Annotated in this window: 20 protein-coding genes and 1 pseudogene; 4 read left to right on the forward strand and 17 right to left on the reverse strand. The window is 63.6% G+C overall.

Going from position 1 to position 24,942, the window contains the following annotated elements:
- Window positions 1-2 precede the first annotated feature (2 nt).
- From V5B44_RS25050 to V5B44_RS25095, 10 genes are all read right to left on the reverse strand, one after another.
- Complete coding sequence (locus V5B44_RS25050) at window positions 3-542, reverse strand: hypothetical protein (RefSeq protein ID WP_332361926.1); 540 nt, start codon at window positions 540-542, stop codon at window positions 3-5.
- A 137-nt stretch (window positions 543-679) separates the two neighbouring features.
- Window positions 680-3,640, reverse strand: a complete 2,961-nt coding sequence (locus V5B44_RS25055; protein ID WP_332361928.1) for a FimV/HubP family polar landmark protein — start codon at window positions 3,638-3,640, stop codon at window positions 680-682.
- Window positions 3,641-3,876: 236 nt separating this feature from the next.
- A complete protein-coding gene (asd, locus tag V5B44_RS25060; RefSeq protein WP_332361930.1) occupies window positions 3,877-5,007 on the reverse strand; it encodes an aspartate-semialdehyde dehydrogenase in 1,131 nt (376 codons plus the stop codon).
- 114 nt (window positions 5,008-5,121) lie between these two features.
- Entirely contained in the window at window positions 5,122-5,250 is a 129-nt protein-coding gene (locus V5B44_RS25065) for an entericidin A/B family lipoprotein (RefSeq protein WP_332361932.1), read from the reverse strand.
- 304 nt (window positions 5,251-5,554) lie between these two features.
- Window positions 5,555-6,397, reverse strand: a complete 843-nt coding sequence (locus tag V5B44_RS25070) for a M48 family metallopeptidase (protein ID WP_332361934.1) — start codon at window positions 6,395-6,397, stop codon at window positions 5,555-5,557.
- 11 nt (window positions 6,398-6,408) lie between these two features.
- Window positions 6,409-7,605: an MFS transporter gene (locus V5B44_RS25075; RefSeq protein ID WP_332361936.1), complete on the reverse strand. Its 1,197-nt coding sequence runs from the start codon at window positions 7,603-7,605 to the stop codon at window positions 6,409-6,411.
- A 46-nt stretch (window positions 7,606-7,651) separates the two neighbouring features.
- A complete protein-coding gene (locus V5B44_RS25080) occupies window positions 7,652-7,909 on the reverse strand; it encodes a YdcH family protein (RefSeq protein WP_332361938.1) in 258 nt (85 codons plus the stop codon).
- 73 nt (window positions 7,910-7,982) lie between these two features.
- Window positions 7,983-9,086, reverse strand: coding sequence for a chorismate synthase (gene aroC / locus V5B44_RS25085; protein ID WP_332361940.1), 1,104 nt, complete (start codon window positions 9,084-9,086; stop codon window positions 7,983-7,985).
- A 212-nt stretch (window positions 9,087-9,298) separates the two neighbouring features.
- On the reverse strand, window positions 9,299-10,483 hold the full coding sequence (locus V5B44_RS25090) for an iron-containing alcohol dehydrogenase (protein ID WP_332361942.1): 1,185 nt from the start codon (window positions 10,481-10,483) through the stop codon (window positions 9,299-9,301).
- A complete protein-coding gene (locus V5B44_RS25095; RefSeq protein ID WP_332361944.1) occupies window positions 10,480-10,773 on the reverse strand; it encodes an antibiotic biosynthesis monooxygenase in 294 nt (97 codons plus the stop codon). The genes V5B44_RS25090 and V5B44_RS25095 overlap by 4 nt, the downstream gene beginning before the upstream one ends.
- 254 nt (window positions 10,774-11,027) lie before the next feature.
- On the opposite strand from V5B44_RS25095, the gene V5B44_RS25100 reads away from it, so the two are divergent.
- A complete protein-coding gene (locus V5B44_RS25100; RefSeq protein WP_332361946.1) occupies window positions 11,028-11,468 on the forward strand; it encodes a DUF995 domain-containing protein in 441 nt (146 codons plus the stop codon).
- Between the two features lie 109 nt (window positions 11,469-11,577).
- On the opposite strand, the pseudogene V5B44_RS25105 reads toward V5B44_RS25100, so the two are convergent.
- Both V5B44_RS25105 and V5B44_RS25110 read right to left on the reverse strand, forming a co-directional pair.
- Window positions 11,578-12,797: pseudogene (locus V5B44_RS25105) on the reverse strand (IS110 family transposase).
- A gap of 490 nt (window positions 12,798-13,287) precedes the next feature.
- Complete coding sequence (locus tag V5B44_RS25110; protein WP_332361949.1) at window positions 13,288-14,076, reverse strand: class I SAM-dependent DNA methyltransferase; 789 nt, start codon at window positions 14,074-14,076, stop codon at window positions 13,288-13,290.
- A 104-nt stretch (window positions 14,077-14,180) separates the two neighbouring features.
- On the opposite strand from V5B44_RS25110, the gene V5B44_RS25115 reads away from it, so the two are divergent.
- On the forward strand, window positions 14,181-14,339 hold the full coding sequence (locus V5B44_RS25115) for a hypothetical protein (protein ID WP_332361951.1): 159 nt from the start codon (window positions 14,181-14,183) through the stop codon (window positions 14,337-14,339).
- Between the two features lie 111 nt (window positions 14,340-14,450).
- On the forward strand, window positions 14,451-15,266 hold the full coding sequence (locus V5B44_RS25120; RefSeq protein ID WP_332361953.1) for a hypothetical protein: 816 nt from the start codon (window positions 14,451-14,453) through the stop codon (window positions 15,264-15,266).
- Window positions 15,267-15,276: 10 nt separating this feature from the next.
- Here V5B44_RS25120 and V5B44_RS25125 read toward each other — a convergent pair whose 3' ends face one another.
- The 5 genes from V5B44_RS25125 to ilvA form a co-directional block, all read right to left on the reverse strand.
- A complete protein-coding gene (locus tag V5B44_RS25125) occupies window positions 15,277-15,975 on the reverse strand; it encodes an aspartate/glutamate racemase family protein (RefSeq protein WP_332361955.1) in 699 nt (232 codons plus the stop codon).
- A gap of 85 nt (window positions 15,976-16,060) precedes the next feature.
- Window positions 16,061-16,948, reverse strand: a complete 888-nt coding sequence (locus V5B44_RS25130; protein ID WP_332361957.1) for an alpha/beta fold hydrolase — start codon at window positions 16,946-16,948, stop codon at window positions 16,061-16,063.
- Window positions 16,949-17,024: 76 nt separating this feature from the next.
- Window positions 17,025-18,173, reverse strand: coding sequence for a MalY/PatB family protein (locus V5B44_RS25135; RefSeq protein WP_332361967.1), 1,149 nt, complete (start codon window positions 18,171-18,173; stop codon window positions 17,025-17,027).
- On the reverse strand, window positions 18,170-19,102 hold the full coding sequence (gene cysK, locus V5B44_RS25140; RefSeq protein WP_332362000.1) for a cysteine synthase A: 933 nt from the start codon (window positions 19,100-19,102) through the stop codon (window positions 18,170-18,172). The genes V5B44_RS25135 and cysK overlap by 4 nt, the downstream gene beginning before the upstream one ends.
- Before the next feature lie 182 nt (window positions 19,103-19,284).
- Window positions 19,285-20,907, reverse strand: a complete 1,623-nt coding sequence (gene ilvA, locus V5B44_RS25145; RefSeq protein WP_434735529.1) for a threonine ammonia-lyase, biosynthetic — start codon at window positions 20,905-20,907, stop codon at window positions 19,285-19,287.
- Between the two features lie 132 nt (window positions 20,908-21,039).
- Between ilvA and V5B44_RS25150 the strand changes: the two genes are divergently transcribed.
- The gene (locus V5B44_RS25150) at window positions 21,040-24,915 is read left to right on the forward strand and encodes a DUF3683 domain-containing protein (protein WP_332361969.1); all 3,876 of its coding nucleotides are present in this window, start codon (window positions 21,040-21,042) and stop codon (window positions 24,913-24,915) included.
- Window positions 24,916-24,942 lie beyond the last annotated feature (27 nt).

Genomic DNA, 24,942 nt, shown 5'->3' on the forward strand with positions numbered 1-24,942 from the left:
CCTCACCCCTGGACAAGATAGAGGAGCGGCACGGCACCGACCAGCGCCAAAGCGATGATCAGGTAGTCCCGAACGGCAAGTGGCTGATCAACTAGTTGGAACACCTCAGAATTGCTGCTTGCAGGGACATCGAGCAGCATGCGCCAGTCGCGCGGCTTCGGCATGGTCTCGATGTAGTTCAAGACCAATAACAGCCGCACAAGGCCTCGATCGGAATCCAGGCCGCAGCGCCGCATCGGCTCCAGCAGCCGGTGAATGCCGGTCAGCAGGTCCGTTGTAGACATCCACTCACGTAATACCGCCACCGCCAGCAAGGCCATCAGCAGACGTCCCACATGCGCCGATGCGTCAAGTAACCCTTCCCGACTCGGCGCCATGGGTCCATTCCAGGCAGCCTCACCGATTCCCCCCCACGCGAGGATGACAAACAGCGACAGGAAGAGCCAGCGCGCACCCCAGGCGAGTTGCCAAAAGCGACTCAGGACCGACCTGCCGAACAGCGGCAGAAGCAGAATGGCAGCCATCAGCAGTCTATCATCCATGCCTTGGCTAAGCAGCAACATCAGGAGCCATACGACAAGTCGGGCACTTGGATGCACGGCAGCTTCTCGAGTCCAGAAGGCGATAACAAAAAGGCCGTAGGCCCGAAGGCGCTACGGCCGTGTGTTCAACCGTGCGACTACTCGCGTAGTCCAGAAAGGAGGTTGAGCGCGGCCTCCCGCTGGGCGGCGTCACCTTCATTGACGACCTCCTGCAGAAGCTCCCGGGCCCCCTCCAGGTCACCCATTTCCTGATAGGCCTTGGCCAGGTCGAGCTTGGTGGCCACCTCTTCGCTGGAACTGATTTCGGTCTGCGTAGCCAACTCAGTGGCAGCACCGAACTGTGTATTGAGTTCGGTATCCGTCTGCTCGATCGAAAAATTCGGGTTGACCAGCGTATCCTCCTGCTCAGCCTCGAAAGTGAAGTCCAGTGAAGCGCCGGCCGTTGGCAGCGGGGCAACACTCTCCCTATCGGCCTCGGCCAAGTCTAGGCTGATCGACGACATGTCAAACGCTGGATGCTGCATTGCATCACCAAGGACGGTCGACTCGGTCAGACTGACGTCGAACTCCAGCGCCTCAGCCGCCGCCGATCCCACGTCAAGCACCTCGGTGGCTTCGCCCCGCGTCAGCGTCTCCGCCTCCCAGGTCGAATCAGTAGGGGGCTCCGGTCCGAGGTCAAACTCAAAGTCGAGACCGGCATCAGCCCGCGAGGAACTGCTCTGCGTCTCCGGCGCCACCAGCATCGTTTCCTCAAGAGAACTGGCGTCCTCCACCAGTCGCACACCATCCGTGGCCGAATCTGGAGTCGGTGCCACGGCCTCCGGCAAGGAAGTCGCCAGATCGAAATCCAGCGCATCCCCTTGCGCAGTATTCGGGAAAGCCAGTGTGGTTTCAAGGTAACCGTCGCCAGCTTCGCTGGGCTGAGCGTCCCTGCTGCCGAGATCGAAATCAAGATCGGCAAGATCAACCGGCTCGGGCTTCGCCTCGGCCAGCGTCTCGCTGGCAAGGCCCGGCCGCACCGGCTCTGCACGCGCGGCCACCGTCATCTGAGACGGTTGACCGGGCCTGGCAAAGGCGTCACTTGGTGCAGCCGATGTCTCGATGATCGTCTCTTGAGGACCGCGAGACTCCGGCGCAGCTTGCTGGCCAGAAGCAAAGAGCGGATTCCTGGGATCAAGCTGCAGGCCCATAGCCACCGCTTTTTCCCACTCGGGACCGAATCCCCCGGTACCCTTGAAGAGTTCCGTTGCCAGCAGATCAAACGGTTTGACGTCCTTGCGGCTCAGGTAAATCTCAAGCAGCTTGAGATGAATGGCAAAACGCCTGGGGTCCTTCTGCTTGGCCTCGAGGAGAATCTCTTCAGCCTGTGCGTCACGGCCATAGGCCATGTAGACGTCTGCTTCAGCAACCGGATCCACCTCATCAGTATCGATGCTGCCGGGGCCCGCCTGGCTGAAATCGGTTTGCCCGAGCGAGTTCGAGGTATCGACACTCTGTCCCCCCGTGCTGCGGAATACGGACTTGGCTGCCACGCTGTCAATTGCGGGTGCCAGCGTACTACTCTCAGCAAGCGGCGTCTCGCCGGTACTCTCGCGACGACGTTTAACGACCCAGTAAGCAGCGAGAAGGGCTGCAATTGCACCGCCACCGGCCAAGGCAGCCGGGCTACCGAGCAGCTCTTCGAAAAAGCCGGGCTCTTCTGGTGGAGGTGGTGGTGCAACAGCTGCGGGTTTTGGCGCTTCGACCGGCTTTGGCGCCTCCGCCTTGATCTCTGTCTTTGCTTCCGCCGGTGCGGCAACGACCTGGCCAGCCGGTTCCGCCGGTCTGCCCTCTGCTGGCTGACCAGGGGCGGCCTCGGAAGGCGCCGAAGACACCCCTGGGATCGGAGCAACGGGCGCCACTCCGGTGGGAGGAGGGGCGGTAGCGGGCCCGGATGCGGGCTGCGCCCCTGCTGACACAGCCGCCGTCGTTCTGGCTTCGTCCTGGGGCTTCTTCGCGTCGAGAGCGGATGCTGACTTGCCGGCAGACTGTCTTTCCAGATCGGCCAGACTCTGGCTCTTGAGTTCAACCAGCCTCTGCAGTTCGGCCACACTCCGCTCAAGAGTCGCTAGGCGCTCGTTGGCATCCTTGAGCGCCTTCTCCTTGGCAATCAGTTCCTCATCGGAGCGACCAGTCGCTGGCACTTGCTTGGCGCCGGGAAGCTCGGTCTTCGAGACCTTCAATTGATCCTTGGGCTCGGCAGCAGTTCCTGCCTTGTCTTCCACCTTGGTCGTGATCTTGCCGACCGCCTGCTGCTTTGCCCCCTCGTCCTTACTGGGGGCATCGCCTGCAACGGCAGCGAGTTTTCGACGGTAATTGCCCCAGTCCGAAGACTGCGCGACGATGACAGTCCGCGCCTCACCCTTCGGGATCGCCTCGAGGGCGGCCTTGTCCGGCACCGAAAGAATCTTGCCGGCCTTCAGCCGGTTGATGTTGCCTCGGTCGAAGGCATCCGGATTGGCTCGAAAAAGCGCCAGCAGCATCTGGTCAAGTGACACGCCCTCAGGCCGGAGATCCGTTGCGATACTGCTCAGCGTTTCACCGCGCTTGACCTCATGGGTGCCACCACCGCCTGACGGCATCGGCTGCGGCTCGCTCGCCCGCGGCTTGGGCGCCCGTATCGGCCTGTCCGTGAGCGGTCGCGCTTCGGCAGGCTGCCTGGCGGCCGTGACGGGCCTGACGATGGCCGGTCCCGCGCCAGCTGCGGCTTTCGCCGAAAACTCCGGCGGATCAAGCAGGAAAGTGTACTCGCGAAGCAAGCGACCTGTTGGCCAGTTGAGTTCAAGCAGCAGATCCACAAACGGATCGTTGATTGGCTTGGCTGAACTCAACCTGATGATCGGTTGACCATTCGGTCGCTTGTCGATACTCAGCGTGATGCCCGACAGCGTCGCAGTGTAGTCCACGCCAGCCTGCCTGAAGGCCTCCGGAGAAGCGAGCTGCGCCTTCATTCCTGACAGCTCTTCGCGAGTCGCAAAGATTTCCAGTTCAGCCCGCAGAGGTTGCCCGAGAGCCGAAAAGACATTGACCTTGCCTAGCCCGGCAGCTTCAGTCGTCAAAGGCCAGGCTGCAAGCGCCAAAGAGGATGCGACGGCCCAAACCGAGCTCCGCAGTCTAAGGTTCATTGATGTGTGATGTGTTTTTTTGGCCACGTCGCGACCCTGAGCGTCGAAATCGGAATTATTAAAATAACATCATGAAGTTAGCCATGCAAGCTAAACATTCTTCTGACTCCGAGGCTCGCGCCAGCACCCGGAGCCCGGGCCTCGGACCCGGTTTCCTGATGATCCTGCCATCAATCTTCGAGCAGAATGCGGAGCATCCGGCGGAGTGGCTCAGCCGCCCCCCACAGCAACTGATCACCCACCGTGAAGGCAGCGAGATACTCGGGCCCCATCGCCAGTTTGTGCAGACGGCCGACTGGGATAGCCAGGGTACCAGTAACGGCCGCCGGCGTCAGATCCCGCTCGGTCAGCTCGCGTTCATTGGCAACCACCTGTACCCAGGGGTTGGCCTGCCCGATGATGTCCGCCAGTTCATCCAGAGGCGCGTTGCGCTTGAGCTTGATGGTCAGTGCCTGCGAATGGCAGCGCATGGCACCAACGCGCACGCACAGGCCATCCACCGGAATGCTGCCCGGCGTGCGGAACGCCGGGCGACCGAGGATCTTGTTGCACTCCGCTCCGCCCTTCCACTCTTCCTTAGACTGACCGCCCTCAACCGGTACGTCGATCCACGGGATCACGCTTCCGGCCAGCGCCGTCTGACGAAAATGAGCGGTTGGAAAGTCTGGCGAGCGCATGGTTGCGGCAACCTGGCGATCAACATCGAGAATTGCCGAAGCCGGGTTCGCGAGCTGCCCCTTCACCGCTTCATGCAGAGCGCCCATCTGGAGCAGCAGTTCGCGCATGTTCTGCGCCCCGGCGCCCGAAGCCGCCTGGTAGGTCATGGCGCTGATCCACTCGACGAGGTCATGCCTGAACAGCCCGCCAAGGCCCATCAACATGAGAGAAACCGTGCAGTTGCCGCCAATCCAGTTGCGACCGCCCCTGGCCAGCGCTCCCTTGATCACATCGAGGTTCACCGGATCGAGAATGATCACCGCGTCATCGTGCATCCGCAGTGTAGACGCAGCGTCGATCCAGTGACCCTTCCAGCCCGCTGCACGCAGCCGGGCGAAAACCGCCTTGGTGTAATCGCCACCCTGGCAGGTGATGATGATATCCATCCCGCCCAGGGTCTCGATTGACATCGCGTCGTGCAGCATCCCGGCTTCCTTGCCGGCGAGGACCGGCGCCCTTTCACCGACCGCGGAAGTCGAGAAATAGAGCGGCTCGACATGCTCGAAATCCCCCTCTTCCAGCATCCGCTGCATCAGGACCGAGCCCACCATGCCGCGCCAACCAACCAGACCAAGCTTCTTCATTTCTCCACCTCTTTCCCGTACGCGCACTCAAAGCACCACCAGAACTGCGTCACCCATGGCCTGCAATCCCTCAAGGCGAACAAACCTGTCCATATTCCTTCTGCCAAGAGCGGCTCATCTGGCCGCCTTGCCTATCGCCTGACCGCCTTTTTCAATGTCCTTGCCGATACCCTGCACGGTGTTGCACGCAGTCAGCGAAGCCGCCATAGCGATCGCCATTACAATCAACGCCAGCCTGTTCATGCCTGCTTCCTCACATCCAGCCTCTGCCCGACATCACAGAAATGCCCGGAAATCGCCGCCGCGGCAGCCATTTCCGGACCGACCAGGTGTGTCCATCCGCCAGTGCCCTGCCGTCAGCTTCCTGAGGAACGACATGGTCTGGCCAGATCTTTTCTTTTCGTACACGGTCTGCGGCATGGCTTGTCTATCCGGCGAGGTCCGGCCCCCATGGGTAACCGGAAGAACGGGATTATGTCACAGCGCCGTCGCCGCTGTCAGCGTGGCAGCGACTGTCGGCGACTGTCGGCGGCGGGTGCTCGGCGCGTCAGGGCGATGCGCGGGCGCCAACAAACAGGGGTTGCACGCGCTCGGCATAGACCCGCAAGTCGGCGATACGCGACTCGTGCGAGGGATGAGTAGACAGCCATTGCGGCGGCTGTCCGCTCACCGTACGGCCCATCTTCTCCCACAGCGTGACCGCGGCGCTGGGGTCGTAGCCGCCGCGCGCGGCCAGTTCGACGCCAATACGGTCAGCCTCCTGCTCCATCTGGCGCGAGTTCGGTCGCATGAAGGCAAAATCGCCGACAGTGCCGACCATGCTCTGCCCGAGACCCGCATCGACCCCGAAATAGGCGCCAAGCAGGGCCCCGCCGATGGCCGCGGCGGCGCTGACGCCGGCCGCCTGACCGGCCTTTTCGCGTCCGTGCTCACGCAGGGCGTGAGCAATCTCGTGCGCCATCACCGCGGCAAGTTCGTCGTCGGTGAGCTGCAGTTGTTCGATCAGTCCGGTATACACCGCGACCTTGCCGCCTGGCATGCACCAGGCGTTGAGTTCCCGGGAACTGATGACGTTGACTTCCCATCGCCAGCTCGGGGCATCGCTGCGGAACACGGCAGTGGCCGGAATCAGCCGAACGGCAATCTGCCGCACCCGAGCCACTTGTCGCAGATCGCGATTGAGCACGTTCTTGCCCTGCGCCTCGCGCAAGGTTTCCTGATAAGCCTTGGCGGCAGCGCGATTGACCTCGGCCGACGACACCAGCATCGTCTGCTCACGTTCCACGCCCACCTTGCCGCCAGCGGTCGTACGGGTCGTCGCACAGCCAACCGTGAGCATGGCGGCCAGCGCCACGTACCACAAGCATCTGATGTCGAGTGAATGCCGCATGCACGGACTCCCTACGGGTGTGAACCATCAGCAACGCGCAGGGGTTCTTTCTCGCTGACTTCGTCGAGATCCGTCCGCTTGACCCACCGCGCGACGAAAAGCAAGCCGACCAGCGCAAAGGCCGAACTCAGGGCATAGGTCGGCCCTGCTCCCCAGCGCTCCCAGGTCCAGCCGCTGAGCAGACTGCCCACCAGGCCACCGGCGCCAAACGAGACACTCGAATACAACGCCTGTCCGCGCGCTTGGCAGCGACCCGGAAACCAGCGATTGATCGCAGCAATCGCCGCCGCATGGTAGGCACCAAAAGTCAGCCCATGCAACAGTTGGGCAAGCACAATCACCGACAGCCACGCAACCCCCCAGCCAATCATCAGGAATCGCACCACCGCCGCGGCAAAACTGACCAGCAGAATCGCGCGCAGGCCGAAGCGGCTTAACAGGCCACCCATGAAGAAGAAAACCACGATCTCGGTCAGGACGCCGAGCGACCACAGGCTACCGACCAGAAACGTGCTGTAGTGGTGATCCGCGAGGTGGATCGAGTAGAACACATACAGCGCACCGTGCGCCGCCGACATCGCGAAGCAGGCAGCAAACAACGCCCTGACACGCGTCTGGCGCAAGATCGTTGCCACCGGCAGGTGCTCGCGGGCCAAATGCTGCGAAGGCGCCTCGGGAACTGCCAGCGCGTAGATCAGAATGCCGATCAGGGTGCCGACGATCACCCACAGCAGGCTTGGCAGGGGCAGGCTGTCGAGCACGGCACCGGTGCCCATCACGGCGACGATGAAGCCGATCGAGCCCCATAGCCTGATCCGGCTGTACCGCGCCGGATCCTCGCGCAGATGATCGAAAGTCACCGTTTCGACCAGCGGCAGCGCGGCGCTCCAGAAAAACGCCAGCAGTGCCATGGCGATCAGCATGGCCTCGAAGCTGCGAACGGTAAAAAAGGCCAGGAAACCCAGCAGGCTGAGCAGGGCTGCCAGGCGCACAACCACGATCCGCTGCGCCATGCGATCGGCGAGCACGCCACAGATAAAAGGCGCAGACAGGCGCATCAACTGCATCTGGGACATCAGCAGACCGATATCCCAGGCCGAAAACGACAATGACTGGAGGTAAAGCCCGAAATACGGCGAAAACGCGCCGATGAAGGCGAAATAGAAGAAGTAGTAGCCTGAAAGGCGCCAATAGGGCAAGGTATGCATCCGGCAATTTTACCGAATGCACCCGGGGATCCTGGCGCGAATACGATCAGTCGCCGTTCTTGCAGGCAACCAGCATTCGGTACATCTGGTCCTTGAGCCAGACGCGCTGCTTTTTCATGTTCTCGATGGTGAAATCGTCGACCGGCAGGTCCTCTTCTTCGAGGCGTTCGACCTCCCTGGTCAGGTGATGGTACTCATCGTACAGGTGGCCGAACTGCTCGCTCGAGGTTTTCAATGAGTGAATATGATCCAGATACTCGGGAAACTCATGGTGAAGGTCGTGGTGCTCAACTAGCATGGTCATCGCCTCTTGCTGATCCTGGCCCGCCCCATGCGCGACCAGACAACGCGATTATAACCATTGCCACAGCTGCCCGTCACCCCACCGGACTACCCGGAATGAGTGGCGTGGAACACACCACGTCGGCGCACTGGGCGCGATGACGCAGGGCCTGATCGATCAGCACCAGGGCGAGCATGGCCTCGGCAATCGGCGTTGCCCGGATACCCACGCAGGGGTCGTGTCGACCGTGCGTCTCGACCAGCACCGGCTGGCCGGCCAGAGTCACCGAGCGGCGGGGCAGGCGAATGCTCGAGGTCGGCTTGACGGCCAGGTTGACGATCAAGTCCTGGCCCGTGGAAATTCCTCCCAGCACACCGCCAGCATGGTTGCTGAGGAAACCCCGGGGTGTCATCTCGTCGCCATGCTCGCTGCCCTTCTGGACGACGCTCGCAAAACCGGCGCCGATCTCGACTCCCTTGACCGCGTTGATGCTCATCATCGCGTAGGCGATCTCGGCGTCGAGCCGGTCATAAACCGGTTCGCCCCAGCCCGGAGGTACGCCGCTGGCCGTCACCGTGATCTTCGCCCCGACCGAATCCCCGGACTTGCGCAATTGGTCCATGAAACACTCGAGTTCCGGCACGATGGCCGCATTCGGAGCAAAGAAGGGATTGCCGTCGATCTCGGCAGCGGCAACAAAGGGAATCTCGATCGGCCCGAGCTGGCTCATCCAGCCGCGGATGCTGACACCGTAACGCTCGGCCAGCCACTTGCGGGCGATCGCCCCGGCGGCGACGCGCACTGCTGTCTCGCGCGCCGAGGAACGGCCGCCGCCGCGGTGATCGCGAAACCCGTACTTCCGGGTATAAACGTAGTCGGCATGCCCAGGCCGGAAGGTCTCGGCAATATTGCCGTAATCCTTGCTGCGCTGATCCTGATTGCGAATCAGCAGTGCAATTGGAGCCCCCGTCGTCCGGCCGGCGAACACCCCGGAGAGGATCTCGACTTCATCAGGCTCGCGCCGCTGCGTCACGTGGCGCGAAGTACCAGGCTTGCGACGGTCGAGTTCGGCCTGAATATCAGCGGCGCTGATGGCCAGTCCGGGAGGGCAGCCATCGACCACGCAGCCGATCGCCGACCCGTGTGACTCGCCAAATGACGTCACGGCAAACAGGGTGCCGATGGTGTTGCCGGACATGGCAGCCTCTTGAGCATTGGAATTGGCGGCGAGTCTACCACAGCGCCATACGCACCCGGGGCCACTGGTCGCCACTACCTCGACCTGGCGGCGGCCATCGACCGACGATCTGCGGCCTTGATGCGCGGCAACTGAGGCGAAGCGAAGACGGGACAGAAACGCTCGAAAGGCGCACCGGACGTTGGTTGCGCGCGACCCGGTTGGCGTGGATCTCAGAACCGGGAAGCGAGGATATGCGTCAGTTCCGCGTCGCTGAGCGCGATCGGATTGGTCTTCATGCTGCCGCCGCGACTGGCGGCGACGATGCGCGCCAGATCGTCCTCCCCGATGCCGTAGGCCGAGAGGCGCGGCAGGTCGAGTTCGGCTTCCCAGCGCCGCAGGGTGTCTACGAGAAAACGGCGCGCGTCCACTCCGTTGAGGCCCTTCTGCATGGCGAAGCGGCGGCCAACCTCGGCGTATTTCGCCAGCGCCGCGTTGCCAGGGTCGCGTGCTTCGAGCGCAGCGACGTTGCAGGCCGTGGCGCTCGCCACCAGCGTGCCGCAGACAACGCCATGCGGAATCGGGAAGAAAGCGCCGAGCGGAGAGGCCAGGCCATGCACCGCACCGAGCCCAGCCTGTGCCAGACAGATGCCCGACATCAGCGAGGCGTAGGCCATCTGTGAGCGCGCCGCAGCCGACTGCTGGCGATGGAGAGCCGGCAGGGCATCGCGCGCGGCCATCATCCCCGAGCGGGCGAGCGCATCGGTCATCGGGTTGGCGCGCGTCGAGACGAAGGATTCGAGGAGCTGCGTAAAGGCGTCCAGTCCGTCGGCAGCGATCAGCGCTGGCGGGCAGGTGGCGAGCAAATCCGGATCGACGATCGCCCATTCGGCAACCAGCTTGTCGTCGCGAAACGACTTCTTGAAGCCACCGGGTGCCGACAGCACGGCATTCTTCGTCGACTCCGAGCCAGTGCCGGCGGTACTCGGCACGGCGATGAACGGCGTCGTCGGTCCGCGATAGGGCAGTTCCGGGCCAACGCCCTCAAGATGGTCCATCACCGGGTTACCCGGCCGCAGCAGCCCGGCGATCGCTTTGGCTGCATCGAGGGCGCTGCCGCCGCCGATGCCGACCACGGCGTCAAATCGTGAGGCCTGCAAGGCGGCGACGGTCGCATCGATGAACGCCGGCGACGGTTCGCCGGCGACGCTGACCTGCTCCCAGGAGAGGTGGTGCGCACGGAGATCCGCGAACAGCCGCGCCCCGGCTTCCGATTCGACAAACGAACGCGCGCCGGTGACGAGCAGCAGATGACGGCCGTAACCGGCAGCGATGTCGGGGAGCTTGTCGAGGGCGCCGCTGCCGAATTCAATGCGCGGCAGGCGGGCGATCGAAAAAGGGGCGAAGTCGTTGTTCATGCGGGCAGGAGTCCGTTCATCGGCTCGCCGCGACGCGGCTCGGCCATCATGCCGGCAACGGCGTCGCGCCAGGCGAGGTAGTGCGCGGTCTCCTTGTGCGCGGCTGCGTCGGCAGCCGAAGCGTAGGCCTCGTAGAGAATGAAGCGCGCAGGGTCATCGGGCGCCTGAAGAACGTCGAAGCGCCGGTTGCCCGGCTCCCTGACCGACGCCTGGTGATTGATCCGCGTTGCGGCGATGAAGGCATCGACATCCTCAGGTCTGACGCGGACGTGGACGAGCGTGACATGCATGGTGGCCTCCCTTGAATTCACCCGGGGGATTGTACACTCCGTTGTACACTCGGCTGAGCGGATGTGAGGGGTGGTGGGCTTGTTCAAGCGAGCGGGCCTGCTGTATGTAACCCCCGGGGTGGGGCACCCTGACTATCCGCAAGGACACTGTTATGGTGATATGCTTCCTCACGTTAGACACAGCTGCACACGATCGTTAGCGTCAGGACGTTAACTTACAAGGCTAGCCGCCTCACACATCACTGGGAGTACCCATGAAGCCTGTCACTCACGTTCTTCTTGCCCTCACCGCCGTCGCGTGCACAACGGCACTTGCACAGGCGCCGGCGGTCCTTCGTGATCTTGACGCGGCCGGCAGGGTCACTCTGTCGAAGGAAGAACTTGGGCAGTTGCTTCCTGGGGCAAGCATGAGTCGTGTTAGCGCGAAGGGCAACACGCACTTCTGGACGAATGATTCTGACGGAACCTTCGTTATCTCCTCGGACAACAAGGATCGAGGCAAAGGGTCCTCCACAGCGCGAGGGAAGTGGAATATCTCGGATGACGGTCGCTACTGCGTACTGATCGAGTGGAAGACTGTGGAAACGGAGGAGTGGTGTCGCTACATCATCCGTGCCGGGAGCGACTACTACGGAACGAAGTCTGACAAGACGGGAACCGAAAAGGTCTACAAGTTGGAGATATCGAAGAAGTGAGTGGTCGGGCTACTGACAATAGCGCGGCTAACCCTTAATGTGAAAGAACCCAGTCTCCAAGCGCGCGAGTACCTGACCGCGAGCGGTCATGGAGATTGGTTGTCGTGAATCAGGCGGCTACGGGGATGAAGCCGAAGCGAGTGAGAGCCTTGATCCAGCGAGAAGCGTTGCGGTGCACGGAGAGCTGCTCATAGTTGGTGGCGGAATCCCGGTAATGTTCGCCACGCTTGAGCATGAAAAAAAAGTGCGCAAGATCTTGTGAGCCAAAGCGACGATGGCGCGTTTGTGACCACGACGAACGATCAGCGACTGGAACTTGGCCTGGAACGCCGATTTTGTGCGGCTGGCGGCGTGAGCGAACTCACAGAGGAGTCGGCGGACGTAGGGATTGCCCTTGCGGACGCGTCCCGATTTGCGCTTCCCGGCCGACTCGTTGTTGCCCGGACAGAGGCCAACCCAGGAGGCCAAGCGGTCCGAGGTGCCGAAGACGCTCATGTCGCTGCCGATCTCCACCAGCAGCATGGCGGCGCCGATGAGATCGACGCCAGGCAAGGTTTGCAACAGGGCGAGCGCATTGTGCTCGCTCGCCAATTCGGCGAGCAGGCGGGCGTCGAAACGGGCGATGCGCGCTTCGAGTTCCTCGATATGCCGCAACAGTTCGTCTAGAACGAACACGTGACTCGCGGTCAATTCGCCCTGCAGGGCATCGTGCAATTCCTCGCGGCTGGCTTTGAGACGTCGACTGGCGAGTTGAAGAACCTCATGCGGAGCCTGCCCCCGGAGAATCCCCTTGATCATCGCGCGTGCCGACTGACCATGGATATCGCTGACCACCACGCCCAGCCGGATGCCGGCATCGGTCAGCACTTTGTGCATGCGGTTCTTCTCGGACGAGAGCAACCCGACCAGCTTCTGCCGTTGCCGGGCGATCAGACGCAGTTCGCGCAGTTGGGCCGGCGGCACGAAAGACCCTCGGAGCAGACCGGCTCGCGCCAGGGTGGCCAGCCACTGGGCATCTCCGACATCCGTCTTGCGTCCCGGCACCTGCTTGACGTGACGGGCATTGACCACCGTCGCCCGGATACCGACCGCCTCCAGCGCCGCATACGGACTCTTCCAGTAGATGCCCGTGCTTTCCATGACGACTTCGTCCGGATCAAGCGCCGCCGCCCAGACCGCCAGCTCCCGCCGGTCGCGTTTGAACGCGCCAAATTGCCGCTGCTCGATTCGTGTCTCGCCACCCGATTCCTCGATGATCGCGCACGCCGTGACCTGGGCCTGATGAATATCCAGCCCAATGACCCGCTTGTGGATCGGAACCAGTTCCATACCGTCTCCTTTCGCCATAAACTTGAAGGCGGGAGGCGGTGGGTGCCAGAACCGATATTGCCTGAAGGCGACGGGTCGCCAACGGCCCTTTTAATGTGTGCGCTCGATGGCAGCAATCCGGGGTACGAGTCGGTTCAGCGGGTCACGTTAGCTTGCGGGGTCAAGCCGCCAAAATATTGCGCGACCTCTACCCGCCGCTTCCCAACCCGTATCTTCTTTCATCATCCGGGGCGGCGGCAACCGCAATGACCGTTAGGCAGATTCCAGGAATTGCCATCCCAAAACCTCCAGGAGTTCCGTCATTCCCGCGCAATCGGGAATCCAGTCCAGCGTCTGTCCTGCATTGGGCCGAACGGTGGATCCCCGCTTTCGCGGGGATGACGGCCAGCGCATTGACCTGCTCCTGAGCTGAGTTGGGCGAGCATGCGAGGCATGCGGCGCTGTGTTGAATGGACTCGGTTAATCAGGGAAGAACTACCGCGCTGGCCAATCACTTCCGGGCAACCATCAGGAAGATTGGGTATTCCTTCGCATCCGGACCCTCGCCCTTGGTCATGCGAAATACGGTCGCGAAGCGGATATCCCGGAACCCGACGGATTCGGCGATGGCGCCGAGCGCGCCGCGATCAAAGCCGTTGTGACCAGAAAATCCCTGCCCGTGAAAGGATCCGTCCTCGGCATCGAGATCGGCGAGACAGAGATGGCCTGAAGAAGCCAGCAGCGTGTGGAGATTCCTGAGCAGGCCGGTGGTGTCCTGGATGTGATGGCAGGTCATCAGGGTATAGATCAAATCATAGCGCTCCGCTGGCAGGGGGTCGGTGACGAGGTCCAACTGGCGGGGATGCATGTTCGTGATACGGTTGGCGGTGATCTTCTCGTCGAGCACCGCCAGCATTCCTTCCGAGCTATCGGCCAGCGAAATGTGTTCGAGATGTGGCTGCAGGGCAAAGCTCAGCAGACCCGTACCACAGCCATATTCCAGCGCGTGCATGTGGGGCGCAATGGGTACCAGGCTTCGGATGCCTTCGGCGACCGCCAGGGCCCGAGCCTGTTTGACGGGATCGCAGTCCCAGGTTCTGGCGCTGGCGTCGAAGTGATTGGTTGAGGGCAGGGTTTCCATGTGTTCGGGAAGAATGGGGTTGGACGGATAAAGCCCGACAATCCAGCGATCACTGCAGGCAGTATATGAGCCCCCAGCAAGCAGCGTCAATTTCAGATTCGGGCTCGTGTGCTCCTGAACAGCCAACGGAATCTCGGCGCCCTCGGTGCCTGCGATCACCGCTGGCCAGCCCTGGGGGATTTGCCACCGATCGGCCAGCCGACCGCGTTAGAATTGGCGCCGAGTCTGCCATTGCGCCAGACACCCCCTCGGAGCCCACCGCGATGACCGGCAAACCCACCCCTCGATCCAGATCAGCCAGCAAAGCTCCGGCCAAGCCACCCGTGCCGCCACCAGCCACCGGCAGACGCCAGCCGGAAACCCGCTGGCAGCGGACGGCGCGTTATGGCTGGGACAAGGGCGGCAGCAAGGGCGGCCGCTAGCTGATCAAGCCGGCGGCCATTGGCAGCACGTCGGGCGACCCGACGCGCTGGACTGACTGCTGCTGCGGCCATCATTCATAACACCTGCGCAGCAGCCACCGGGAGCGCCACATGCACACCAAGACCAATCCACGCATCAGCGTCGTGCTGCGCGCGGTGACCTGGCTGGAAGTCGCGATTCTCGCCTGGGCGGGTGGCGGACTCCTCTTCTACCCGCCGATCATGGCGCCCTTCTGGCCCTGGCCGCTGGCACCCTTCAATCTGCGTTATCTGGGAGCGCTGTATACCGCGGCGCTGGTCGCCGCGCTCCTGCAGGCATGGTCGGGGCGCTGGTCGCCGGCGCGCGTGGTGATGCCGATGATCTTCGTCTTCACGCTGGTCGTGACGATCTTTTCTTTCGCCCATCTCGAGCGCTTCGACCTGCACCGCGTCGAGGCGTGGATCTGGTTTGTCCTTTACGTCGGCGTCTGCATCAACGCCGGCGTTCATCTCTGGCTTTACCGCCAACTGCCGCCGCCAGACCCCACTCGGCCGCAGGGCGTGCTGCGCGTGTTGCTGTCGATCGAGGTCCTGCTGCTCGGCGCTTACGGCCTCGCGCTGCTCGTCGCGCCCGCTGCCGCGTCGTCGTTCTGGCCGTGGAAGCTCGACACCTTCCACGCGCAGCTCTACAGCGTCACCTTCCTGACACCGGCGCTGGGCGCCTGGGTCCTGCTGCGCGGCGCGGCGCGCTGCGAGTGGCTGACGCTGGGCCTGACGCAGGCCGGCTGGGGGCTGCTGCCGATCTTCGGACTCGTCTGGGTCGACGCGAGCGTGAAACGCGTCGACTGGAACGCTGTTGGCACATGGTCCTGGCTGGCGCTGTTCGCTGCGATGTTCGTGGTCGGCGCAGCCATGGTCGTGCGATCCGGCGACAACCGGAACCGATGATGTCGATCGGTCATCGCCCGTTCAAGGCCAGGTCCACCGCACCTTCGGCATGCAGCTCGGTGGTATCGAACAGCGGCACCGACGCGTCGGCTGGCGAGATCAGCAGGGCAATTTCGGTGCAGCCGAGAATGATTCCCTGCGCGCCGCGCCCGGCCAGCGCGGCGATGACTTCACGGTAGGCGTTGCGGGACCCTTCCGAAACCACGCCGAGACAGAGTTCGTCGTAGATCACGCGATGCACGCGTTCGCGGTCGTCCGCGTCGGGGACGACGACCTGGATACCATGATGGGCTTCCAGTCGGCAACGATAGAAATCCTGTTCCATCGTGAAGCGCGTTCCCAGAAGGCCGACCGTGCTCAGACCCGCCTGACGGATTGCGGCAGCGGTGGGGTCGGCGATGTGCAGCAGGGGAATCGACACCGCCGCCTCGATGGCCGGCGCGACCTTGTGCATGGTGTTCGTGCACAGCAGCAGGAAATCCGCGCCAGCGGCTTCAAGAGTGCGCGCAGCGGCGGCAAGCAGGCTGCCGGCTGCATCCCATTGACCGCAGCGCTGCAGTTCCTCGATGTCGGCGAAGTCAACGCTGTGGAGGACGATCCGGGCCGAGTGCAGGCCGCCCAGGCGCTGCCGCACCAGTTCGTTGGTCCGGCGATAGTAGGTGAGCGTCGATTCCCAGCTCATGCCGCCGAGCAGGCCGATGGTTTTCATGCGGTGCGACGCGCCAGGGTTCGGGAGCCCGACGCTCGCGGCGCGCGCGCGCGGCCCAGCCAGGCGAGCGGCAACGTTTTCTGGGTCATGGCTTCTCCGGGTAGCAGAAGAAGGACTCGATCAGCTCGGCGAGCTTTTCCGGCCGATCGTGCTGCACGTTGTGGCCACAGTCGTCGATGCGGGTGATGTGACCGTGGACAAAGCAGTCCATTCGTCGCTGCAGTTCTTCGGCATGCTGACCGAAGCGTTGCATGACGTAGCCTTCGTCGGCCGTCACCAGCATGACCGGCGCAGTCATCGCGCGCCAGCAGGCCATGACTTCCTCGATCCGGTAGAGGTGGGGCGAAGTAACCTTGTGCCAGGGGTCACAGGCAACCACCCACTGACCGTCGGGCAACTGGCTTGCACAGTGCGTCGCCAGAAACGCGGCGCGTTCGGGCAGGAGCCGTTTATTGAACTGCAACAGGCGCGCCGCAAGCTGTTCGCGGCTGGCGTAGGCGCGCAGTTTCGGCGTCGCGCGCGAGCGGTCGAGCCAGTCGCGAATGCGGCCGGGCGCTTCCCGGGCTTCGTTCGGCAGCAGGCCAAGGAAGTCGACCATCAACAGACCGGCAATCCGCTCGGGCCGGACGCCGCCGTAGATGCTGGCGACCGCGCCGCCCATGCTGTGGCCGACGATGCGTGCCGGCACGCCAGGGCTGTAGCGGTCGAGCAGGTAATCGAGGTCGGCGTAGTAATCGGCGAACCAGTAGCGGCGGTTCAGCCACTCGCTCTGCCCGTAACCACGCCAGTCTGGCGCCACCACATGCCACGACCGCTGGAGTGCATCGACGGTGAACTGGAAGCTGGCCGAGGAATCCATCCAGCCATGCAGCATCAGGAGCAGCGGCGCATCGTCCGGCCCCCAGTGGCGGACGTGGTAGGTGAGCCCATTGATCGGAAGCCGCTCGCAGCGGCAGGGTGCTTGCCTCTCCATGTTGTGAATACTCTACCCCATTTCCCTTCCACGGCAATTCGACCACCGGTGCCTGCCGCCGGCGCAGGCGGCAACGCTAAGCGTCGAGAGTTCGGCCCGCCAGGGCCGCCGTCATGCGTTCAAGCGCGACGGCAAGCGTGGCCGGTGGGCAGCCGAAATTGAGCCTGACCCAGCCGGGCAGACCGAAATCAACACCGCTGGAAAGGCCGACGCCGGCCGCCTCGAAGAAGGCCGCCGGGTCGGCGACGCCAAGGCCACGCGCGTCGATCCACGCCAGGTAGGTCGCCTCGACATGGCTCATGGCGAGGCCGGGCAGACCGGCAATGGCGGCTTCGACGCGGTCGCGATTGCCGCGCAGGACCCTGAGCAGCACCTGGCGCCAGTCGTCGCAGTCGCGGTAGGCGGCCTCGGTTGCCGCCAGCCCGAGAACATTGACGTGCGGGACGATGCCGCGCATGGCACCGCCAAACCGGCGGCGAAGCGCGGCATCGGGAATCACCGCAAAAGCGCAGCCCAGGCCGGGGATATTCCAGGTTTTCGACGGCGCCATCAGCGTGATGCTGCGCCGGGCAGCGCCGGCGTCGATCATCGCCAGCGGCAGATGCTGCCGGTGCTCGTCGAGCAACAGACCGCAGTGGATTTCGTCGGAGCAGACGATCAGGTCATGGCGCTTGCAAAAAGCGGCGACTGCGTTCAGTTCGTCCTCATCCCAGGCCCGCCCGACCGGGTTGTGGGGGTGGCAAAGCAGCAGCAGGCGGCTGCCCGGCATCAGCGCCGCCTCCATGGCGGCAAAATCCCAGCCCCAGCGGCCGTCAGCCTGACACAGCGCGGCGGTCGATAGCTGCCGGCCGGACAGGCGCGGCGCCGAGAGGAAAGGCGGATAGACCGGCGTCGCCGTCAGCACGTCGCCATCGACAGCCCGGCAGGCGACATTCAGCCCCGTGACCAGGCCCGGCAACCAGACCAGCCAGTCCGCCTCAACCTGCCACCCGTACTCGCGCTGCAGGTTGTCCAGCACGGCCTCGTAGAGCGAGGGCCATTCCTGAGCGTAGCCGAAACAACCCTGCGCGACCCGCCTTTCGAGCGCGGCAATGATCGCCGGCGGCGCGGCAAAATCCATGTCGGCCACCCACAAGGGAAGCACGTCGCGACCGGCGTACTTGTTCCATTTGAGCGAATCGCCGCCGCTGCGGTCGATGACGCGATCGAAGTCGAAGCCACTCACACGTCGAGGTGCGCGTAGAGCGCGGTCGACAGATAGCGCTCACCGAACGAAGGAATGATCACCACCGTCAGCTTGCCGGCATTCTCCGGCCGGCGCGCCACTTCCAGCGCCGCCCAGACGGCCGCCCCTGACGAGATGCCGACCAGCAGGCCTTCTTCGGTCGCCATCCGGCGCGCGATGGCAAAGGCGTCGTCAGCCGTGACGCGCTGGACTTCGTCGTAGATTTCCGTGTTCAGCACCTTGGGCACGAAGCCGGCGCCGATGCCCTGAATCGGATGCGGCCCCTTGACGCCGCCCGACAACACCGGCGAGGCATCGGGTTCAACGGCGATCACCTGCACCGCAGGCTTCCTGGCCTTGAGGACCTCGCCGACGCCGGTGATCGTGCCGCCGGTGCCGATGCCGGAGACGAAGATGTCGATCTGCCCATCGGTATCGCGCCAGATCTCCTCGGCGGTTGTGCTGCGATGGATGGCCGGATTGGCCGGATTCTCGAATTGCTGCGGGATGAAATAGCGGGAATCGGTCGCCGCCATCTCCTCGGCACGGCGGATGGCGCCACCCATGCCGTCCGGCCCGGGCGTCAGTACCAGTTCGGCGCCGTAGGCCTTGAGCAGCAGGCGACGTTCGCGGCTCATGGTTTCCGGCATCACGAAGCAGCACTTGATGCCACGCGCGGCACAGACCATCGCCAGGCCAATGCCGGTGTTGCCTGAAGTCGGTTCGAGCACCACCGTTTCAGCGCCGATCCTGCCGGCGACCTGCGCGGCATCGATCATCGCCGCCGCGATCCGGTCCTTGACGCTGTGTGCCGGATTGTAGAACTCCAGCTTGACGCAGAGGGTGCCGTCGATCCCGGCACTGAGACGGTTGAGTCGGACGAGCGGCGTGTTGCCGATCAGGTCGGTGACGTTATTGGCGATATTCATGGGCATCCGAAGGCCTCCTTTGAAGTGATCGTGATTGGACAGCTCTGCTCGCCAGAAGTGGCGTCGGCCCCGAAAGGCCGTTGTTTCTTGGCCAGCGGGAAACCGTGTCTGAATTCGGTCGATCGCCGATGCCGGCCGACCAACCCCCCTTTCGCTGCGACCTACTTGCTGTTGCCTGATGGCTAACCGAGGAACAGCTTGTAGGCCGGATTGTTGCTCTCGTTCCAGTGCGCGTAGCCGAGCTTCTTCAGGAAGTCCTCGAAGTCGCCCATCTCGCCCGCTGGTACCTGCATGCCGACCAGTACCCGGCCATAGTCGGCACCGTGGTTGCGGTAGTGGAAAAGACTGATGTTCCAGCCGGCGCTCATGCGGTTGAGGAAGTTCATCAGCGCCCCGGGACGCTCGGGAAACTCGAAACGGTAGACGATCTCGTTGTTGATCCTGGGCGAGTGCCCACCGACCAGGTGACGAATATGGCCCTTGGCCACCTCGTCGTCGGTCAGATCGAGCGTCGGGTAATCGTGCTTGCGCAGGTGCCCCAGCAGCCGCACCGATTCGGCACGCGAAGCAACCTGCACGCCGACAAAGACATGCGCATCGCGCTGATCGTTGTAGCGGTAGTTGAACTCGGTGATGTTGCGCGACCCGATCAGCGACAAGAACTGCTTGTAGGCGCCGGGACGCTCCGGCAGCGTGACGGCAAAGACGGCTTCGCGCTGCTCGCCGATCTCTGCCCGCTCGGCGACGAAGCGCAGACGGTCAAAGTTGATGTTGGCGCCGGACGCCGTCGCGACCAGCGTCTGGTCCGTCAGCTTGTGCTGGCTGACGTATTCCTTGGCGCCGGCAACCGCCAGCGCCCCGGCCGGTTCGAGCACCGCCCGCGTGTCCTCGAAGACATCCTTGATGGCCGCACAGATCGCGTCGGTATCGACCAGAACCATTTCATCGACATACATCTGACAGAGGCGGAAGGTTTCCTCGCCGACATACTTGACGGCCGCACCATCGGCGAACAGGCCGACGTGATCAAGCCGGACGCGCCGGCCGGCCTGCAGCGAGCGCGCCATGGCATCGGCGTCGACGGCTTCCACACCAATGATCCTGGTCTCCGGCCTGACCCGCTTGATGTAGGCAGCGACACCCGAAATCAGCCCGCCGCCGCCCACACAGCAGAACACGGCATGAATCGGCCTGGCATGCTGGCGCAGGATCTCCATGCCAATGGTGCCCTGCCCGGCGATCACTTCGGGGTCGTCGAAAGGGTGCACGAAGCACAACTTCTCGCTCTTCTCGAGTTCGAGAGCATGCGTGTAGGCGTCATCATAGGACTCGCCTGCGAGCACCACTTCACTGCCCCTCGCCTGGACGGCCTGTACCTTGATCTGCGGGGTGGTCGTCGGCATCACGATCACCGCCCGACAGCCAACCCTGGCCGCAGCCAGCGCGACGCCCTGGGCGTGGTTGCCGGCTGAGGCACAGATCACGCCGCGTCTGAGCTTTTCGGCCGAAAGATGGACGATCTTGTTGTAAGCGCCGCGGAGCTTGAAGGAGAACACCGGCTGCAGGTCTTCGCGCTTGAGGAGCACCCGGTTGCCGATACGCGCCGAAAGCGCCGGCGCCGGATCAAGCGGGGTCTCAATCGCGACATCGTAGACACGTGCTCTGAGAATTCTTTCGAGGTAATCCACGGGCATGGCAGCAGAAGGGCGTTCGTTTGGCGAGGCGCTCGATTCTAGCAGCAGAAGCGACCCTGCTGGCCCAAAGAGCGAGGCAGCGTCGGACGCCGGCGGCGCCTGATGTCGCATCTCCAGGATGATCCACCGTGCCGCGCAGGCGATGTGGCAATGCCCTGAGCCCGCCGCCCGGGACAGTAGCGGGCTGTGATGCTGCACTGCGGTAAGTTAGAATTCGATCTTTGGCAGTCGCGGGGAGCAGTGATGAACGCACGTCTGCGCGAGATTCCGTACAACTACACCTCGTTTTCCGACCGCGAGATCGTCATCCGCCTGCTCGGACCGGGGATGTGGGCGCTGCTTGACGAGCTGCGTGCACAACGGGTCACGGGCCGCTCCGCGCGGATGCTTTATGAGGTGCTCGGGGACATCTGGGTGGTGCAGCGGAATCCGTATCTGGAGGACGACCTGCTCGCCAACAGTCAGCGACGCCAGGCCCTGGTCGAAGCGCTGCGCCACCGCTTGCGGGAAATCGACAAACGTCGGCAAGGGAACGACCGGGTCTCGCCGCTGATCACCGCCACGCAGGCGGCGGTGAATGCCTTTGAACAGCATTTCGACGACACAGCCAGACTGCGCACCAGGGTGAGCAGAACTCTGGCCAGGTCCACCCGGCGCGACAACATCGCCTTCGACGGTCTGGCCCGCGTCTCGCACGTGACCGACGCGACCGACTGGCGGATCGAATACCCCTTCGTCGTTCTCCACCCGGACAGCGAGGACGAAATCGCGCCGCTAGTGCGCGGCTGCATCGAACTCGGGCTGACCATCATTCCGCGTGGTGGCGGTACCGGTTATACCGGCGGCGCCATTCCCCTGACCGCGCTGTCGGCAGTGATCAACACCGAGAAGCTGATGACCATCGGTGCCGTCGAAGAAGTGCTGCTGCCGGCCTGTGAGCGGCCTTGCGCGACCATCCGTACCGGCGCCGGCGTGGTCACCGCCCGGGTCGCGGAGGCCGCAGCGGCAGCCGGCCGCGTCTTTGCCGTCGACCCGACCTCGGCTGACGCCTCGTGCATCGGCGGCAACATCGCGATGAACGCCGGCGGCAAGAAAGCGGTGCTCTGGGGAACGGCCCTCGACAATCTGGCGTGGTGGAAGATGGTCGACCCGAGTGGCCACGAGCTGGAAGTCACGCGCCTCAACCACAACTTCGGCAAGATTCACGAACAGGAGACGGCGCGCTTCGAGATCAGGCGCTTTCGCCGGGATGGGAGAACCGCGTACGGGCAACCGGAAATCCTGGAGATCCCGGGCGCGCGATTTCGCAAGACGGGCCTGGGCAAGGACGTCACCGACAAGTTCCTGGCCGGTCTGCCGGGCGTCCAGAAGGAAGGGACCGATGGCCTGATCGTCGCCGCGCGCTGGGTCCTCCACCGCATGCCGGAACATACGCGGACGGTCTGCCTCGAGTTCTTCGGGCAGGTCCGTGAGGCGGTACCGGCAATAGTCGAAATCACTGATTACTTCAAGCCCGGCGGCGCCGGCCGGCAAACGGGCGTTCTCCTCGCCGGCCTCGAGCACCTAGACGAGCGCTACCTGCGAGCCGTCGGCTACGCGACCAAGGCCAAGCGCCGGGCGGAAACCGCCGGCCGGCCGAAAATGGTGCTGATCGGCGATATCGTAGGGCACGACGAGGCGGCGGTGATGAGCGCTGCCTCGGAGGTGGTGCGCATGTGCAACCTGCGCAGTGCCGAAGGCTTCATCGCTGTCGACGCCGAGACGCGCCGGAAATTCTGGCTGGATCGCTCGCGCACCGCCGCCATCTCTCGCCACACCAACGCCTTCAAGTTGAACGAGGATGTGGTGATTCCGCTGCCACGCATGGGCGAGTACTGCGATGGCATCGAGCGCATCAATATCGAGCTGTCGATCCGCAACAAGCTGTCGCTGTGTGAGTCCCTGGCCGAATTCCTGAAGGGCGACCTGCCGCTGCATCGCGGCGACGCCGACCTCGACAAGGAGCTGCTGATCGGCGAGCGTCGACCGGCAGCGCTGGAGGTCGTCGCCGGCGTCCAGGCACGCTGGCAGTGGCTGCTCGACAACCTCGACCTGCCTCTGGCCGAGGCCGAAGCGCAGTTTGCCACGTTCGGTGTCAAGGCGGATGAGCTGAGGAATCGCGCCTCGTCGCCGACGCTGTTCCATCGCCTGCAGGACTATTCGCTGCGCGTCTCGTGGAAAAGCGAACTCAAGCCGCAGCTCGAGGACCTCTTCAACGGCATCGTCTACCGACCGGTGGTCGAGCGTATCGCGGCCATCCACCAGGAGACCCTGCGCAGCCGGCTGTTTGTGGCGCTGCACATGCACGCCGGCGACGGCAACGTACACACCAACATCCCGGTCAACTCGGACCATTACGAGATGCTGCAGGCCGCCTACGGCGTCGTCGAACGCATCATGGCACTGGCCCGCGGGCTTGACGGGGTCGTCTCCGGTGAACACGGCATCGGCATTACCAAGCTTGAATTCCTCACCGAGGAGGAAATCCAGCCGTTCCGTGACTACAAGGCCCGCGTCGACCCCGAAGGCCGCTTCAACAAGGGCAAGCTGCTGCCCGGAGGCGACCTGACCAACGCCTACACGCCCTCGTTCTCCCTGCTCGGCACCGAGTCGCTGATCATGGAGCAGTCGGAGATCGGCAACATCTCGACGATGGTCAAGGACTGCCTGCGTTGCGGCAAATGCAAGCCGGCCTGCTCGACGCATGTGCCGCGCGCCAACCTGCTCTATTCACCGCGCAACAAAATCCTCGCGACGTCCCTGCTGATCGAAGCTTTCCTCTACGAGGAGCAGACCCGACGCGGCGTATCGCTGAGGCATTTCGACGAGTTCAATGACGTCGCCGATCACTGCACCATCTGCCACAAATGTGTTACCCCCTGTCCGGTCGATATCGACTTCGGCAATGTGTCGATCAGGATGCGCAATCTGCTGCGGGAGCAGGGCCGGAAGAAGTTTGTTCCGGCAAAAGCCGCGGCGATGGCCTTTCTGACGATCAAGGATCCGGCGACGATCAAGCTGGTTCGCAAGCTGATGATCGACTGGGGCTACCGGGCGCAGCGGCTCGCCTACCGGCTGGCCCGTTCCTTTCACCTGGTTCAGGGGCAGACCCGGCAACCCCCGGCAACCCTTGGTGCACCGTCCCTCGGCTCGCAGATCATTCATTTCATCAACAAGCCGATGCCGGCCGGGCTGCCGCGGCGTACGGCCCGCGCCCTGCTCGATATCGAGGATGACAAGATTGTCCCGGTGATTCGCGACCCGAAGCGGGTCAGCGCACCGGATTACGATGGCGACGCTGTTTTTTACTTCCCGGGCTGCGGATCCGAGCGCCTGTTCTCGCAGGTCTCGCTGGCGACGCAGGCGATCCTCTACGAAATCGGTGCGCAAACCGTGCTGCCCCCGGGGTACCTGTGCTGCGGCTACCCGCAGACGGCGGCCGGCGAGGCTGACCAGGGCCTGCGGATCACCACCGACAACCGGGTGCTCTTCCACCGCGTGGCCAACACGCTCAACTACCTCGACATCAAGACGGTCATCGTCTCCTGCGGCACCTGTATGGACCAGCTCGAAAAATACCATTTCGAGCAGATCTTTCCCGGCTGTCGTCTGCTGGACATCCACGAATACCTGCTGGAGAAGGGGGTCAGGCTAGATGGCGTCAGCGGCAGCCGTTACCTCTACCACGACCCCTGTCACGCCCCGATGCGGACGATGTCGGCGATCAAGGTGGTGAACCAGCTGCTGGGGCAACGGGTCGAGCTTTCCGAGCGCTGCTGTGGCGAGTCGGGCACTCTGGCCGTCACGCGTCCCGACGTATCGACCCAGGTGCGCTTCCGCAAGCAGGAAGAGATCGAGAAAGGCGCCGGCAGACTGCGCTCCGATGGCTTTCAGGGCGAGATCAAGCTGCTCACTTCCTGCCCATCGTGCCTGCAGGGATTGTCCCGCTACAACGACGACGCTGGCACGCAGGCCGACTACATCGTCGTCGAAATGGTCAAGCGTCTGCTCGGTGAGCAGTGGCTAACACAATACGTCCACCGGGCCAACAACGGCGGTATCGAGCGCGTGCTTCTGTAGGGCCCCCCCTCTGGGAAGAGCGCGTTC

Source organism: Candidatus Accumulibacter necessarius, from assembly GCF_036625085.1.